The organism is Vibrio atlanticus, from assembly GCF_024347315.1.
Classification (GTDB): Bacteria; Pseudomonadota; Gammaproteobacteria; order Enterobacterales; family Vibrionaceae; genus Vibrio; species Vibrio atlanticus.
Window position 1 is genome coordinate 788,334 of the sequence record NZ_AP025461.1, and the last position, 15,794, is coordinate 804,127.

The window sequence follows — 15,794 nt, forward strand, 5'->3', positions numbered from 1 at the left end:
GATGGGTAAAAAGATATTGTCAATATTTGTGGTGATGAGTGCGCTGATGGGGACGCTTGCACTTTGGTTGTGGTTACCTGATGAACAGCCGGCTTGGATCAAGTGGGTCGCGCTGAGCCTTACCGCGGTAATTATGAGTGTGACGGTGATCTACTGGTGGCGCCAGCGGGCAAAGTCTCAAACGACGTCAAAAGAGCACGAACAGTCGGTCTTATTGAAGCAAGATACCAGAGTGATCGAACAGCTGTTTCGTCTGGCGGTCAAAAAAATATTTGGGCAAGGGCGCAACAAGCTTGACAGTTTATACCGTCTCCCTTGGTACTTGGTGCTCGGAGGTGAGCAAGACGCCAAAAGTTCGGTCTTGCTTCAAAATGGGTTTGAACCGATCAATGAACGCACCGAGCACGACAGTGATACCGAGCAGTACCTGCGCTTTTGGAGCAATGATCACGCGGTTGTCGTCGAAGTTGGTCATCGCATATTCGACAGTGAAGGCATCGACGAAGCGTTGTGGGGCGTTCTTGCCAAACAGCTTTTTAAGTATCGTCCTCGCCAAGGTCTTAATGGGATCCTAACGGTGATTGGTTGTGAGCGTTTGGTCGTAACGGACAATAAAGAACGTTCAAAGTTAGCGGCGATCTACCAGGAAGCCATTTTATCAATGGGAGGGGCACTGGATCTGGTTCTGCCCGTCTATATGGCTTTTTCTAAAGCCGATGGCATTGCGGATTTCATCGATTTCTTTGAAGGCTTTACCGCTTGTGATTCTGAAAACCCTTTCGGCATTACTTGTGACTATGATGTGTCACGCCGCTATGACAAACATGACTTTGAGCAACAGAGTCACAAGCTGATTGAGGCGCTGGCCTTGCAACAGTTTGAACAACTCAATAATGCCAATGTGGACAAGGCGGAAGCGATACTCGCTTGGCCTTATCAGTTGAGAATTGTGTTTGAGCGGATCAATGAGCTTCTGAGCGAGATTGGCCGAGAGAACCGTGTGCGTGAAGCGGTTTGGCTCCGTGGCGCTTATTTAATGTCATCGGGGCAAAAAGGCATCAAGCATGACTTGTTAACTCACTCTGTCGCGGAGCGCGGAGAGTTCAATCGCCTCGAGACCAAAGAGCAGCAACCGAGTCGTCGTGGCTACTTTACGCAGCGAATCTTCAGTAAAGTCATACTTCCTGAGAACAATCTGGTGGGCGTCAACGAGTGGCGACATGCGGGATATTTGGTCTTTCGTTCAGCGATCTTGGTCTCAATCATGGCGTTAATGGTGATTGGAGGCCTGAAGTTAAGGGATAACTGGACGGCGGATGAAAACTGGCGCAGTGCGGCTATCTCTCAGGTTCGTTTCTACCAGTCGGATATCCAAGCATTAAGCCAAGACTATTCAATGTCTGATTTGGTGGCGATCTTGGTTGAGTTGGGCGACGTTGTGATTGCTGGTATCCAACCTAAACCTTGGCATAAGCTCGTCAGTATCAAACAGGGTGAAACGGCAGAAACCATCTACAAAACGTACGAAAAACAGCTACATCAAATCTTGTTACCGAAGTTAGAAGAATTGATCAGTAGTGAGTTGTACGTATACGTCAATTTGGGTAATCCAAGCCGAATCTTTGAAATTTTGCGTTACTACCAAATGTTGTTTGACCGCGACCAGCTCAACATAGAAGAGCTGCAAGCGTATCTAGTGGATATTCTGAAAGATCAGGGGGAATTATCTTCAGATGAGTTGGCTCAACTCTCTCTGCTAATCGAAGATTTGTTCAGTGGCGATTACGACCAACAGTTAGTGCCAAATCAAGAGCTGATCGCCGTTGCGACCAATAATTTGGAAGGGTTGTCGCCCGAACGTTTGATATATGCGCGGATTAAAAGCATGCCCCAATACCGTACACAGGTGGATCTGCGCCGACAACTGGGTGAAAAGTTCGATAGCCTGTTTACGTTCTCTAGCGGTTTCCATGGCTACTTAGTACCAGAGGTTTTTACCAAGCAAGGGTATGGCAAGCTTGACTTGACGGCTAAATCTCCTCTGTTGAGAGAGCTGATGGGAGAGTTCAAAGCGATCCAGGGCGACATGTCAGGGGCCTCTGTCGTGGAACTAACGGAACTGAGTAAGCAGATTCAAAGGTTGTACTTTGCCGACTATGTCTATTACTGGAAAGAAATGGTCAATAACATTGAAGTGAAGCCTTTTGTCGAGGCCGCGGAGCTAAATTACGTCCTGCGCAATGTAAGGACACCGGCCAGCAGTCCATTGCTGGATGTCATGGAAGCGGTGGTCGTCAACACAACACTTGCGGTTGAAGAGCAACCAGATACCAAAGGGCAAAAACGGATAGCCAGTCAGTTGGGGCTGAAAAAAGCCAAGAAAGTGCTCAACAAAGCTAACAAAATCAATCGTGCGGTAGGCGACAAGCTACTTAGACTCCAGCCATCGTTTGTGGTTAATGAGGCCTTTTTACCGTTCTCTCAGTTTGTCAACGGAAGCGGAAAAGGGGCGACCCCTCATGATGAACTAATTGTTGCGGTGACGGAGTTGACCAGTTTCTATGATACGGCGTTGACGAATGCTAATCCGGGCAAAGCGTTTCATGAATATGCACTGGCTCATGCTAAGGGGAGTCGTGATCCGATCGTGAAGTTTCGTTTAGCGGGCAGCCAAGCACCAAGCCAGGTTGCAAGTTGGGTGCAAAGCATCAGAGAACAGGTCTGGGGACAAGTAGTGCAAGGAAGTGCTGACTATTTGAACACTCAGTGGGACGAACAAGTTTATCAATTTTACGCGGCTGCGATTGAAGGGCGTTTCCCATTCGCTCAGCATGGCCGGGGTGAGGTGAACTTAGATGATTTCAGTGCCTTTTTTAAACCCAGTGGCCGGGTTGACCAGTACATTGACCAATTTCTTAAGCCGTTCGTGTATTGGGATAATGGGCGCCTGAAAATCAATGAAGTGGATGGATTGATCTTACCGATCAGTGATTCGACACGAGCGCAGCTCGAACGAACACGACAAATTACGCGTATCTTCTTCGGATCATCTGGGGGAGAGATGGCATTAACGATTGGCTTAAAAGCCCAATCAATGAGTACAGATGTCACGGAGTTTCGTTTACGAGATGCCCAAACGCTCTTTAGCTACCGACATGGTCCACGGGTATGGCGTGATGTGACGTGGCCTTCGCTCGGCGGTGACGATCATCTTAGCGCTGAGTTTTTCAACGGAGACAATCGTCTGGCCGGGCAATCCTTTACGGGTCAGTGGGCTCTGTTTCGAGCCATGTTTAGTCGAAGCAGTCGTGCAACCACCAGTCGATTGGTGCGAACTCTGAATTATGACCTTGATGGTAATCAGATTGGTCTGGAGTTTTCATTGAGAGACTCTAATCAGAGCTTGGACAAGGCGGTGTTTTCACAATTCGCTTTGCCTAAGCAGTTGTAAACATACCAATGGAAAGGGCGATAAATCAAGGAAGAGCGTTCGTTAATCGTAATGCTCTCCGAGTGCCCGCAGGGCACCAAACTCGGTACTGTCATGATACTCCCCACGAGTATATCAAGCAGTTTACCGCGCCAGCCGAGCTGGCGCGGGAATACTCGGCCTTGATTGACTGTCAGGGAGCGTGCGTTCAAGAGGTGTTAGGTGTCGACTGGTCTCATGGAATTTTACGACTGTCGTATGACCCGTGCGCCGTCACGCTAAGCCAGTTTACCTCAGCGGATCTTCCGACGTTTATTGCCATATTGCCACGTATTATTTCGGCCATTGAGCACTGTCACCACCGAGGGTGGGTGCACGGCGATATTAAACCATCGAACCTGCTCTATGTGCCTAAGAATCATCAAGTGCGCTTGATTGATTTTGGTGCCAGTCATCGCATGGGCACCCGCCGTGAAACATTCCGTCACTGGCAAGGAACCCCCATGTTTGCTTCGTCGGCACAGCTCAATGGAGAGGGGCGGGTCGAGGCGAGAGACGACTGGTATTCGCTTAACAAAATCATCGAGCAAGTCATGCCGTTAGAGCGTGACTATACAAGACGTACAGAATTGGAGCGCTTAGCGCAGCGTTTATGTACGTGAATCAGCGATAGGAAAGTGTATGAAAAAGAAAAAACTTGCGACCGAGAATCTTGACTTTGATGTCTCAACAATTAAGAGCAGCAGTGGGGAACTAAACGACAATTTGGGGTGTGCGATTGCCATTGAAAATTGGTTAACAAATCTGTATTCGGTGTGTAAGAAATCGCAGCGCGCCTTGCCGTTTTTAGAAAAAGCTATTGATCTGGTGTACTCGGAGGTGGAAGCCGAACTGTATCGCTCGTCTGGAGGTAAGGCTAGCGCCTATAGCGCAGCCGAAGTAGCGAAACACCCGGTGTGGGATTTTTTTGTACAGCGCGTTACCAAAAGGTATGGCAGTTTGGTGCGAGTCGTGAAGCCGCACCGTTCGCCAACGGAATCAGTACGTTCCAAATTGATCAATCATACTTTCTCTCAAATGCTTTACAACAAGAATCGCGTTCTTGAGCGTTCTAGCAACAGTATTCTGGCTTCGGGCGAGCTTGGCGCGCTTAAAGTCGAACTGCTGGATGCTCAAGTGGGGGCCTTAGTGGATGCCTACAACGGTCATCTAAAGCAAAATGACGAGCTGTGGCCTGCTTTAAACGAGCTGTTTCAAAAGCATGTGGGGACCTCGAGTAAATTGGAAGGCTCAGTGAAGGAGGGCGGGCCTGAAATCGATTTCGCGGGCGACTTGTTTGCTGAGTATAAGTTTGCGTACGAAAAGGTCTGGGATTTTGGCAAAATGCGCAACAAAATCAATCTTGCGATGGAGGTTGGTGCGCGTGGCGGCTTTAAGGGTAATATACATGCTAAGTTTGGGCAAGGTGGGTCGGCCGGTTTTCGTAACAAAAAGGTTGGTGAAGAGGCTGGGCGTAAACTAACGTCGACCAAGTACACAGAAAATTACACGCTAGGCAAAGGGGGGGAAGTTAACAAAAAAGAAGATGCGAGCGACGACTCATTTGAAACGATGCAGTTGATCCCAGGCATTGACCTCGAAGTTAATGTTTCCTTAGCGGCTCAGGCTGGGTTGAGGTTAAAGTTTGAACATGAACTCACTATTGGTGACTTCATGAATATGAAAAACGAAGCGGACTTATTTGCAGGAGCAAACGTCAAGGCCGAGTTTGTCGCGACGGCGAACACGGCAAACTATTTCGCGTCTGATGAGATAATCAAATTTAAGGCGGGAGCGAGCGCATTTGCGGGCGTGAAAGCCACAGGCAGCAGCTCCATTTCGTTTAAAGCGCGCGGCATTAAAATGGCGGGTGCGAGTGTGACGGGCTCCGTTTCTGCAGGCATCGGTGTGTCGGCTATGGTTGAAACCATAGTAAAAAGCTCAGGAGATATTCGCTTTAAAGCGGGGGCAGGGGCGACGGTTGGTGTCGGTAGCAGTGTGAATTTTGGTACCATGGTGAATCCTATGCTGGTGAAAATCCTTCTCTGGGACAAATTAGGTCATCGTCTGCATTCACAACAAACCAAGCGAATCACCAACATTCAATACAACCGACAGGTCAATCAAATTGTTGTTAGTCGATGTCAAGATAACATTAGGACGGCGATGACCAATCTTGATCTGGAATATAGAACATTGGCTGAAGAACTGTGGCGGATCCCGACCTTCACCAATGTATCGACTCAAAATGAGGTTACTACGATACATGACGAGATCTCTCGTCCCAATCAACACGTTCTTGATCAATACTTAAAGACTTTGGGCGTAACAGATCACTTGCACATGGATGACGACGACGTTCTGCAAGCTGCTATTGATATCGATAATGATGCGCGAGAAGTTCAGGCTAACGCGAAGCGGGAGAAAGAGGCTGAGAAAGCTTTCTCGAAGAAGGGTAAGCGACTCAAAAGGGCTAACCCGATACGCCGTCCTGCAGGGTTGCTCGCGGTTCAGCCCCATACGGCTTAATCGCAGGCCTGTTATGGCGGAAATGGATGTCCGCCTAACTATGATTGAATCAGTGGTTTAAAGTACATATGAGCAGTAACACAATACAATATCAATCTCGCCCACTTATTGCGACGTTATCGGACAATGAGGATTACATCGTCACTCATCTCACCGGAGATGAGACCGTGTCGCTTGGATCTAGGTTTGTTCTATCGCTGGTCGCCAGTGCAGAAGTGAATGTTAAAAACCTCGGTAAAGCAGTGCGGGTGATCTATTCACAAGCAGAAGAGAAGTTTCACTACACGGGGTTATGTAACTCAATCCAGTTCACAGGGTTCAGCAAAGAAAAACAGCAGTACTTTTATCAATTAGAAATGGTTGATCCGCTTTCTATTCTCGCGCATCGCGGCAGTCGTCAAATCTTTCAAAACATGACGACAAAGCAGATTGTTGAAGACATACTTAGGCAAGCCGACTTAAAAGGTTTTTTTCGTTTTAATGTGTCTGGCAGTGGAAAAAAACACGAATATTGTGTCCAACTGGATGAGTCGGATCAAGCCTTTATTCAGCGTTTGTTCGCCAGTGAGGGGTGGCATTTTCACATTCAGCACTCATCGGGTAAGCCCTTGGTCTGCGTCGGGGATACCAACCAGCGTTTTAAAAAGATCGCGGCGCCAACACTGAGTTATCAAGTGGGAGCGCGTGAATCGAATCGTATGATCAGCCATTGGAGTGATTTACGCCGCGTGGGTACGTCGACCGTGTCTTTTTCTGACCATCATCAGTCGAAAGGGGATGTTTTTGATAGCGGCGAACGTCAGACTGCCAGCGAAGCGTCACTAAAAACATTATCACGACAAGGCTATGCTTATGGTCATGATTCAAAAGCAGAAGCGCGTGATGCCGCCAAACGTCAGATGGAGGCGTTAGATTGCGACAAATTGGCATCGCAAGCGTCGTCGACCATCACAGCGTTGGTGTGTGGGTCTAAATTTACTCTCAGCGAGCATCCATTGAAATCTATGAACCAAGAATATCTGGTGACTAAGATTACGTATCAAATTGCAAGTGAAGAGTCCCGCAGCGACCTAACGTATCGCAATCAGTTTACCTGTATTCCTGCTTCGGTGACTTATCGACCAGAAATACCGACAAAACCGCGTGTACACAGTTTGCATACCGCCACGGTGACCGGTCCTAGTGGCGAGGAGATCTATCGCAACAAATTAGGCGGTGTGAAAGTGCAGTTTCATTGGGATCGCCATGGCAAGGAGGACGAGAATAGTTCGTGCTGGTTGCCGGTGTCTCAAAGCTTGGCCAGTAAGGGGTTCGGAGCGCAATTCACGCCTCGCGTGGGTGACGAAGTTCTCGTTCAATATATTGATGGCGATCCGGATCGTCCTGTGATCACTGGCTCGCTTTATCACCAGAATAGTGCCCCTCCATACAGCTCTGCGACTCAAAGTGGCATCAAAACTCGAACTACGCCAAACGGCAGCAGTAAACAGGGCAATGAACTGCGTTTTGATGACCACAAAGACAAAGAGCACGTGTATTTGCATGCCGAAAAAGATTTTGAGATTGAGGTGACAAACGATGGCCTAACGTCGATTAAAGGCTCAAAAACGACTCAGGTGGAAAAGACAGTCGCTATGGCAGCCAAAGAAGGGATCACGATAGAAACAGAGCAAACGCTGGTGGCTAAAAGCAAACAAAACTGGACGGGTGATAGTGGTCAAGACTTGGCACTAAAAGCGGCGTCCAATATTGCTCTTGAGGCAAAGTCGAACGTTTCTGTTGACGGTCAACAGGTCTCTATTACGGGTAAGAGTAAAATTGAACTCAGTGTCGGTGGAAGCAAAATAGAAATCAGTGCGAGCGGGATAAAGATTGATGCTCCGCAAGTCTCGATTGCGGGCAAATCGAAGGCGGAAATTAAGGCCACGATGTTGGCTTTAGAAGCACAGGGCAAAGCCGACCTCAAAGGCAGCCTTGTTTCGATTAATGGTAGTCTGAGTACTCAGGTAAAAGCGGGAGCAATGGTACAAATACAAGGGGCGATTGCTAAGGTAAACTGATGACATTAATTAAAATTCCTCATGATGATGTTCAAGAGATCTTTCGTGCCTATGAGCCGAGTCCGGAAATATTAGAACTGGCGACGGCCCCTATTGCGCCCGCAAAGTTGATTGCTGAGGCGACGCACAGGGCACTGTTTTCTGATGCAGTCATGTTCATTGCTCATGCCTTACCAATACGCGAATCAGTGTGGTGGGCGGTGTGTTGCGCTGACACACGTATGGATTGGAATGAAGATGAAACCAATGCTGTACGCGCTGCGCGTGCTTGGGTGCATACGCCGGATGAAACCAGTCGCCGATTTGCTGAGCAAATGATCGATAAAGCGGGCTTAGATACCGGCGCTGGATGGGTAGCTCAAGCGGCATTCTGGAGTGGTGGTAGTATGATTAAACCAGAGGATCCTGTAGTGCCCCCGCCTCCGTATCTGTATGCTCAAGCGGTAGCAGGAAGCGTCAATCTTTGTGCGGTTCTCCCTGATGGTGAGCACGCACAATCACGATACCATGAATTTATCAACATGGGCCTGAACATTGCTTCAGGTGGGAATGGAAAACGCTAGGAGAGAGTAATGTTACCAGCCGCTAGAGCGACGGACATGCATGTGTGTCCAATGCAAACCCCCGCTGTTGTACCGATCCCACATGTGGGAGGGCCACTACTACCGATGCCGAGTACGGTATTGGTGGGTAATCTCCCGGTAGCGACACTTGGTCAAATGTGTGTTTGCGTGGGTCCACCTGACAGCGTGGTAAAAGGCAGCGCAACGGTTTTAGTGAACAATAAGCCCGCAGCAAGAATGGGCGACCTGACTGCACATGGTGGAACCATAGTGATGGGGATGCCCACGGTCTTAGTGGGGGGCTAAGCAGCCATGGACATCTTAACTAAGTCTTAAGCCGCTATGGCGGCTTAACACCAGCGTCTTTGTCACTATGCGCTAGCGCATAGCTGGGTGACTTTACTATACTGCGTTGGCGTCATTTCATGGAACTTGCGAAATAACAGCCGGAAATGACTCGTATCGCTGTACCCGACTTGCTGGCAAATCTGATCGATATTTAACTTGGTGGTCTCCAGTTTTTCTCTTGCTATCGCGATACGAATTCGCTGAATGTAATTCATGGGAGATTCTCCAGTTGCTGCTTTAAAACGACGTTTCATTTGTCGTTCGCTGAGAAAACTCTTTTCTGCACACAGGGCAACAGATAGGGCGCTGGGCTCTGCATCATGCATCCAATCCTGCAATCTATGGATCAGTTCATCACTGTGTTGACGGTATTGGGCAAAGCTGGTTAAACATAGGGGCTGGTTCGAAAAATTGCCTCCCATGAATTTTTCGCAATGGGCAGCACCGAATAAGGCATCAATCAATAAGATTGTTGCTTCATAATATTCGCGAATGCCCGAGGTGCAAATAAAAGGCCCGTCATGGGTGACATTGCGATGCGGCATGAGCTTGACGTGGCTTTGTTGCGTAATTCAATGGAACTAAATCAAGAACCTACGATCTGATCAGCTATCTCCACTCTCTCTCGTAGTCCTATGCCTAAGCCTCGTTACAAAACAACCAACTGGAAGCAATACAACCAATCACTCATTAACCGAGGTTCTCTGACCTTTTGGATTGATGAAGAAGCAATAAGCGGGTGGGCGCAAAGCAAACAGAATAAGCGCGGGAGGCCGCGTCGGTTCAGTGATTTAGCTATCACGACAGCACTTATGGTCAAACGAGTTTTTTCTATGCCATTGAGAGCGCTTCAAGGATTTATCGACTCGATATTTAGGTTAGATCATGTACCGTTAAGTTGTCCGCATTACACCTGCATCAGCCGTAGAGCCAAGCAAGTTGAGGTTTCATTTCAGACTAAAGCGAGAGGAGCAATACAGCACCTAGCCATTGATGCTACTGGCCTTAAGGTTTATGGCGAAGGTGAATGGAAAGTGAAAAAACACGGGACGGATGGCAAGCGTAGAGTCTGGCGAAAGCTTCATATTGCCGTCGATACCAACACTCATGAGATCATTGCCGCCGAGCTAAGTTTATCGACGGTTACAGATGGAGAAGTACTCCCGAACTTACTGAAACAAATACGCCGAAGTATCCTTGAGGTGTCTGGTGATGGCGCTTACGACACAAGAGCGTGTCACGCTGCTATTAAGATTAAGCGAGCCGTTGTGCTTATTCCCCCACGAGAAGGGGCCGCCTTCTGGGAGCGTGGTCACCCTCGAAATCTCGCAGTGGGTTGCCAGAAATTATACGGCTCAAACAAGTATTGGAAAGAGCGGTATGGATACCACAAACGTTCACTCTCAGAAACAGCGATGTATCGAGTTAAACAGTTGCTAGGAGGACGATTGAGCTTAAGAAATTACAATGCCCAGGTGGGTGAAACTTACGCGATGATAAAAGCGTTGAACAAGCTTACTGAGTTAGGTATGCCTGAAACTTGTCGTATTGACTAAGAAATACGCGAAATGGGTTGGCTCTATCTCTAAATTCAATTACGCAACAAAGCCACTATTTTTAGTAAAGATAAGCAAACAGAAATGAAGTCGTTAGTGGAAAACCTCAAAGCGAATTTAACTGCTGATCTACTAAACATGAAAGATCAAACATTTGATTTCCTTCGTAACAGTGGGCACTTATAAGGTGATGGCGATGTTAATGTCTCTTTAGGCAATTACAACTTCAACTGGGGCGGTGATGGTAAAGACCTTGGAGCTTACTTAGGCGACAATAATAACTTCTGGGGAGGCCGAGGCGATGACGTCTATTACGCAACCGGAACATCTAATATATTCACCGGCGGTGAAGGTAATGATATAGGTGTTCTGATGGGGCGTGAAAATATGATGTTTGGTGGTGAAGGCAATGACGTTGCAGTAGTCGCTGGACGAATTAACCATGTTTACCTCGGTGCAGGTGATGACCAATCGTTTGTCTTTGGTGAAGGTGGTGAAATTAACACCGGAACCGGCCGTGATTACGTCGTTACATCCGGCAACTACAATCGCGTGGATACTGGCGATGATCAAGATTACTCCGTTACGATTGGCAACAACAACCAAGTAGAGTTAGGTGCGGGTAACGATTTTGCTAATGTTTTTGGCAACTACAATCGTATCAATGCTAACACTGGTAACGATGTGATCAAGTTGATGGGGTATCATGCTGTGTTGAACGGAGGTGAAGGTGATGATCGACTGATCGCTGCTGCGATCTCTAAGTATAGCCAGTTCAATGGTGGTGAAGGCCGTGATTTGATGGTATTAGGTGGTTACCAGAATACGTTCAAAGGCGGTACTGGCGTTGATAGCTTTGTCGTAAGCGGTGATGTTATTGATAACCTTGTTGAAGATATCCGTAGTGAAGACAAGATTGTGTTCAATGGTATTGATTGGCCAAAACTATGGTTTGAACGTAGTGGCTATGATCTAACACTTTCTACGTTGCGTAATCTTGAAAACGATACTGATCAAGCTAAGTTTGAGAACATAGGTTCAGTCACCTTTAGTGATTACTTTAATGGTAATCGCGCTCAAATTGTTATTGCAATGGGTGAAAAAGAGATTGACGGTGAAAGAGAATGTACCACGTTGTCTGATAACGCGGTTGATGCATTAGTTCAAGCCATGAGTGGTTTTGCGCCTCAAGTTGGTGACAATGGCTTTATCGACAACCTTGATAGTAAATCTCGTATAGCGATTACAACGGCGTAGGCCGATGTTTCTGGAGGAAAAAGCGCTGTTGCATAATTAAAGCGCCATAATTTTAATTTTATTAAAGCCGTCTTCTTTAATTTTAGTGTCTGATAGAGGTTGATTTTAATTTATTTTTTATTGAATGTAATGTGAGGGGTATATTGAAAACAAAGCCAATTTTAGCCTAGATATTGTGATAAAATGTTTTGATATTAAAGTACTTGAGGATTACATATTGCGTAATATAGAAAACACCACACAAAGCCCTGAAGGACAACTTCTTTTACGTACTCTTTCTATGCCCGCGGACACAAATGCTAATGGTGATATTTTTGGGGGGTGGATCATGTCACAGCTTGATCTAGCTGGAGCTATTTTAGCTCAAGAAATATCTAGAGGACGAATCGCGACTGTTTCAGTATCAAGTATCACCTTTAAAAAACCAGTAAAGGTCGGCGATGTAGTTTGTTGTTATGGTGAATGCATTAAAATTGGTAGGACATCAATGTCGATTGATTTGGAAGTTTGGGTGAAACCTATTCAAGAGGATAATGTTAATCACCGTTTCCAAGTGTGTGAAGCTACTTTTAATTATGTAGCTATAGACTTAAATGGAAAACCGCGGCTGATTCCTAAAAATAATATGGTTGCTTAAACAAGTTGAGCTTTTATTGGCTCCTCAAAGCCACCGCCTAGGGCGGTGGTGATTGTTCCTTGAAGTGCCCATGTTAGAAGTAACCTCTTATTCACCACAAGTAAGAGAAAACAACCACATGGGCGATTACAGAAGTTCATCACATGTCTATTGGCGTTGCAAATACCATATCGTTTGGACTCCAAAGTACACATATAAGATTTTGAAAGGTAGGGAAGGAGCTTTATTGTTCAATCTATATATCGTTCAATCTATATATTGTGCAATGAAAGACTGCGAGGTTTTAGAATTAAATGTTCAACTAGAACATGTTCATCTTGTTGTTATTGTGCCTCCCAAGTTATCGGTTTCGAGTTTGTTAGGCTTTTTAAAGGGCCGAACCGCAATTAGACTTTTCAATAAATTTCCACATATACGTAAGAGACTATGGGGAAATCACTTTTGGGCTAGAGGGTATTTTGTAGATACGGTCGGTGTGAATGAAAAAGTCATTCGCCGATATGTACGACACCAAGATAAGCAGGACATAGAGTATGAACAACAACTGTAGTTATTGAAGAATTGATAGCGCGGAAGCCCCTTTCTAGGGATGATAAAGCGAAATTGCCTTCTAAGAAGGCGGATATTTTTTCAGTCTTGCATTGTAAAGGGGTCAAGGAAATGGGCATGGCTTAGACCATAAATATAATGAACCAAATGTTTGTCTGCCCATTAGGTTTTCGGGCAGACAATTAGCTTAATTTTTAAAAGAAGCCTAAAGGATTAACACTGTGGCTAACGATGATATTTTTAGTGTTCTGGTAGTGGTCTAGCATCATTTTGTGTGTTTCTCTACCAATCCCGGACTTTTTATAGCCGCCAAACGCAGCGTGAGCAGGGTAAGCATGGTAGCAGTTAACCCAAATTCGCCCAGCTTGTATATTTTTCGCCATATGTGAAATCAGATTGTTGTCACGTGTCCATACTCCAGCACCTAAGCCATACTCAGTATCGTTGGCGATTGCCAGAGCTTCTTCAGTGTCCTTAAATGTCGTAACAGCAACGACTGGGCCAAAAATCTCTTCTTGGAAAATACGCATATCGTTAGTTCCTTTGAAGAGGGTAGGCTCGACAAAGTAACCATTGTCTTCATTGCTGTTACCACCAATAAGTAATTCGGCACCTTCTTCATGACCAAGAGCTATGTATTTGCGAATTTTGTCAAATTGCTCTTGTGACACCTGTGAACCAACTTGTGTGTCGGTATCGAGTGGGTTTCCTTGTTGGATCGTTTTCATGCGAGTTTGCAAACGTGAAATGAAGCGATCGTAAATTGATTCATGAATCAAAACTCGAGAAGGACACGTGCAGACTTCACCTTGATTGAAAAAAGCTAACAAGACACCTTCGATACACTTATCAAGGTAACTGTCTTCGTGATCAAATATATCAGCCATAAAAATATTTGGAGATTTACCACCTAGCTCGACTGTTGACGGAATTAGGTTCTCAGCGGCACACTTCAGAATATGCTGTCCAACTTCTGTAGAGCCAGTAAAGGCTACTTTAGCAATCTTTTTATGTGTAGCAAGTGCTTGACCTGCTTCTGAACCATAGCCATTTACGACATTGATTACACCGGCAGGGACTAGATCTTCGATGAGCTCCATCAATACTAAGATTGACGCAGGAGTTTGTTCCGCTGGTTTTAATACCACGCAGCAGCCAGCAGCCAGCGCGGGTGCCAGCTTCCAAGCGGCCATTAAGAGTGGGAAGTTCCATGGGATAATTTGTCCTACAACACCAACAGGTTCTGGGAAGTGGTAGGTCATGGTTTGTGAATCTAGTTCCGCAGCGGAACCTTCTTGAGCTCTAATGCATCCAGCAAAATAGCGGAAATGGTCGACAACGAGTGGAATATCAGCGGCGAGAGTCTCGCGAATAGGTTTCCCATTGTCCCATGTTTCAGTAATAGCAAGCATCTCAAGATTGTTCTCAATACGCTCAGCTATCTTTAATAATATGTTTGAACGCTCAGTGACTGATGTTGAAGCCCAGTCATTTTTCGCATTGTGCGCAAAATTAACTGCCAAATCGATGTCTTCTTGAGTCGAAGCTGGAATTTCACAAATTACAGAATGGTTGATTGGAGAGGTATTAGTAAAATATTTTCCATGTTTCGGTGCTACCCATGCCCCTCCTATGAAGTTTTGATACTGCGGCTTGAAATCGACAATCGAATTTTCAGTTCCTGGTTGTGCATATAACATTTTCAGTTCCTTTTTTTAGATTCTGTGCGTTATTATCCACCCGCACATGAAAAATAAAATAAGCAACTTCAACCATAAGTTAAGCTAGAATAAAAATAGCCATACTAAATCAATGGTTTATATGTTAACCGTGAAACTAAAAGTCTTGAATGCTTAGGGTATATGTCTTTTTTCTAATGAATTTCATTTTAATATGCTAGTCCTATCAATGTAAATAGAACGCTATCATTACCAATATAGTAACCAAATAGGACATATATATCTGATATTATGGACGTAATAATGGTGTTATTTTTATAACCACATGATATTTGGTTGGTTTGTTTTATTGGTGCAATTGGTTTCACTGTTTTATTTTAAACATATAACGTTAACATATGAAGAACAAGAACAATGAACTAGAGGAATATAAAGTGTATCAAGAATTGAGCCAACTGTTAGATGACATTGGATATGCATTTGATAAGCATGAGCTGAAGATATGTACTATCAGAGCTCAAAAAAACAAAGTAATAAAAGCGATGATTGTAAAGGCAAAAGAACTAAATTTTGATATTTCGTCAAATCTATCGAAAAGTGTCTTGTCAGCGATAGTTAGTCAGGAAGACATTAACGAGCAACAAGCGATTGACGTTTTGACGAAGTATGTAATTAGCGACAATATAATTCAAAGAGAAATGAGAGAGAGCCTTTTCCTTGCTGCGATGAGGGAAAGCGAAGAGTTTCATATTGTTATGCTATTGAATGGAGAGGGGGTAAATCGTGTTATCTGAAGAAATGCTTTATGAAAGAACCAAAGAAGCGCTGCGATGCGCACGCTTGCTTGAGCTTGATACATCCAAACAATTTATTAGAACATGTTTGAGTGCTTGTGTGGCTGATAAGCGTATTCATATTAACAATATTGGTGAGGTATTAAGCCATTCAATTGCTTATCCGAGTAAATTATTAGCAGGTGCATATGAATCCAGTGAACTTCATCGGTCCATAACCCCTGTCTTAGAAAAACTCTCTCAATAGTATTTGTCTGAGTGGCAAAAATGTCACATCAAAAGTAGTTGCTTGGGCCTGATCTGGCAGTCATTATTTTTTAAGCGATGTTTGTCAGATTGAACCTAAGGCTGAA

Annotated in this window: 12 protein-coding genes and 2 pseudogenes; 12 read left to right on the forward strand and 2 right to left on the reverse strand. The window is 45.3% G+C overall.

Translation table 11 applies throughout. The features are described 5' to 3' along the window. Position 1 precedes the first annotated feature (1 nt). The 6 genes from tssM (at position 2) to OCV30_RS19240 (ending at position 8,927) form a co-directional block, all read left to right on the forward strand. Positions 2-3,451 (forward strand): type VI secretion system membrane subunit TssM, encoded by a 3,450-nt coding sequence (gene tssM, locus OCV30_RS19215; RefSeq protein WP_065678288.1) that lies wholly within the window; start codon positions 2-4, stop codon positions 3,449-3,451. Between the two features lie 350 nt (positions 3,452-3,801). Further along, positions 3,802-4,092 (forward strand): protein kinase domain-containing protein, encoded by a 291-nt coding sequence (locus OCV30_RS19220; protein ID WP_261879050.1) that lies wholly within the window; start codon positions 3,802-3,804, stop codon positions 4,090-4,092. Between the two features lie 19 nt (positions 4,093-4,111). After that, the gene (locus tag OCV30_RS19225; protein WP_065678286.1) at positions 4,112-5,998 is read left to right on the forward strand and encodes a hypothetical protein; all 1,887 of its coding nucleotides are present in this window, start codon (positions 4,112-4,114) and stop codon (positions 5,996-5,998) included. Positions 5,999-6,066: 68 nt separating this feature from the next. Continuing rightward, on the forward strand, positions 6,067-8,058 hold the full coding sequence (locus OCV30_RS19230) for a type VI secretion system Vgr family protein (RefSeq protein ID WP_065678285.1): 1,992 nt from the start codon (positions 6,067-6,069) through the stop codon (positions 8,056-8,058). Further along, positions 8,058-8,621: a DUF6931 family protein gene (locus tag OCV30_RS19235; RefSeq protein WP_065678284.1), complete on the forward strand. Its 564-nt coding sequence runs from the start codon at positions 8,058-8,060 to the stop codon at positions 8,619-8,621. Before OCV30_RS19230 ends, OCV30_RS19235 begins: the two co-directional genes overlap by 1 nt. Before the next feature lie 9 nt (positions 8,622-8,630). Further along, entirely contained in the window at positions 8,631-8,927 is a 297-nt protein-coding gene (locus OCV30_RS19240) for a PAAR domain-containing protein (protein WP_004744250.1), read from the forward strand. A gap of 65 nt (positions 8,928-8,992) precedes the next feature. Here the strand turns inward: OCV30_RS19240 and OCV30_RS19245 are convergent. Further along, positions 8,993-9,535: pseudogene (locus tag OCV30_RS19245) on the reverse strand (helix-turn-helix domain-containing protein); the annotation flags it as partial. 69 nt (positions 9,536-9,604) lie between these two features. Here OCV30_RS19245 and OCV30_RS19250 point away from each other — a divergent pair. The 4 genes and pseudogenes from OCV30_RS19250 to tnpA all read left to right on the forward strand — a co-directional run bounded on the left by OCV30_RS19250 (position 9,605) and on the right by tnpA (position 12,969). Further along, a complete protein-coding gene (locus OCV30_RS19250) occupies positions 9,605-10,525 on the forward strand; it encodes an IS5 family transposase (RefSeq protein WP_065678283.1) in 921 nt (306 codons plus the stop codon). 51 nt (positions 10,526-10,576) lie between these two features. After that, a pseudogene (locus OCV30_RS19255) lies at positions 10,577-11,782 on the forward strand (calcium-binding protein); the annotation flags it as partial. A 280-nt stretch (positions 11,783-12,062) separates the two neighbouring features. Beyond that, complete coding sequence (gene yciA / locus OCV30_RS19260) at positions 12,063-12,419, forward strand: acyl-CoA thioester hydrolase YciA (RefSeq protein ID WP_244499020.1); 357 nt, start codon at positions 12,063-12,065, stop codon at positions 12,417-12,419. A gap of 118 nt (positions 12,420-12,537) precedes the next feature. Beyond that, positions 12,538-12,969 (forward strand): IS200/IS605 family transposase, encoded by a 432-nt coding sequence (tnpA, locus tag OCV30_RS19265; protein WP_065678281.1) that lies wholly within the window; start codon positions 12,538-12,540, stop codon positions 12,967-12,969. 193 nt (positions 12,970-13,162) lie between these two features. Here the strand turns inward: tnpA and OCV30_RS19270 are convergent, their stop codons facing one another. Beyond that, positions 13,163-14,668 (reverse strand): aldehyde dehydrogenase family protein, encoded by a 1,506-nt coding sequence (locus OCV30_RS19270; protein ID WP_017098662.1) that lies wholly within the window; start codon positions 14,666-14,668, stop codon positions 13,163-13,165. A gap of 377 nt (positions 14,669-15,045) precedes the next feature. On the opposite strand from OCV30_RS19270, the gene OCV30_RS19275 reads away from it, so the two are divergent. After that, on the forward strand, positions 15,046-15,441 hold the full coding sequence (locus OCV30_RS19275) for a hypothetical protein (RefSeq protein ID WP_083994572.1): 396 nt from the start codon (positions 15,046-15,048) through the stop codon (positions 15,439-15,441). Beyond that, complete coding sequence (locus OCV30_RS19280) at positions 15,431-15,688, forward strand: hypothetical protein (RefSeq protein WP_065678280.1); 258 nt, start codon at positions 15,431-15,433, stop codon at positions 15,686-15,688. The genes OCV30_RS19275 and OCV30_RS19280 overlap by 11 nt, the downstream gene beginning before the upstream one ends. The last annotated feature ends 106 nt before the right edge of the window (positions 15,689-15,794 follow it).

Bases quoted from the DNA above. Each gene is read 5' to 3' on its own strand.
- OCV30_RS19225 (WP_065678286.1), top strand. From the start codon at position 4,112: ATGAAAAAGAAAAAACTTGCGACCGAGAATCTTGACTTTGATGTCTCA.
- OCV30_RS19235 (WP_065678284.1), top strand. From the start codon at position 8,058: ATGACATTAATTAAAATTCCTCATGATGATGTTCAAGAGATCTTTCGT.
- yciA (WP_244499020.1), top strand. From the start codon at position 12,063: ATGCCCGCGGACACAAATGCTAATGGTGATATTTTTGGGGGGTGGATC.
- tnpA (WP_065678281.1), top strand. From the start codon at position 12,538: ATGGGCGATTACAGAAGTTCATCACATGTCTATTGGCGTTGCAAATAC.
- OCV30_RS19230 (WP_065678285.1), top strand. From the start codon at position 6,067: ATGAGCAGTAACACAATACAATATCAATCTCGCCCACTTATTGCGACG.
- OCV30_RS19240 (WP_004744250.1), top strand. From the start codon at position 8,631: ATGTTACCAGCCGCTAGAGCGACGGACATGCATGTGTGTCCAATGCAA.
- tssM (WP_065678288.1), top strand. From the start codon at position 2: ATGGGTAAAAAGATATTGTCAATATTTGTGGTGATGAGTGCGCTGATG.
- OCV30_RS19275 (WP_083994572.1), top strand. From the start codon at position 15,046: ATGAAGAACAAGAACAATGAACTAGAGGAATATAAAGTGTATCAAGAA.
- OCV30_RS19270 (WP_017098662.1), bottom strand. From the start codon at position 14,668: ATGTTATATGCACAACCAGGAACTGAAAATTCGATTGTCGATTTCAAG.
- OCV30_RS19250 (WP_065678283.1), top strand. From the start codon at position 9,605: ATGCCTAAGCCTCGTTACAAAACAACCAACTGGAAGCAATACAACCAA.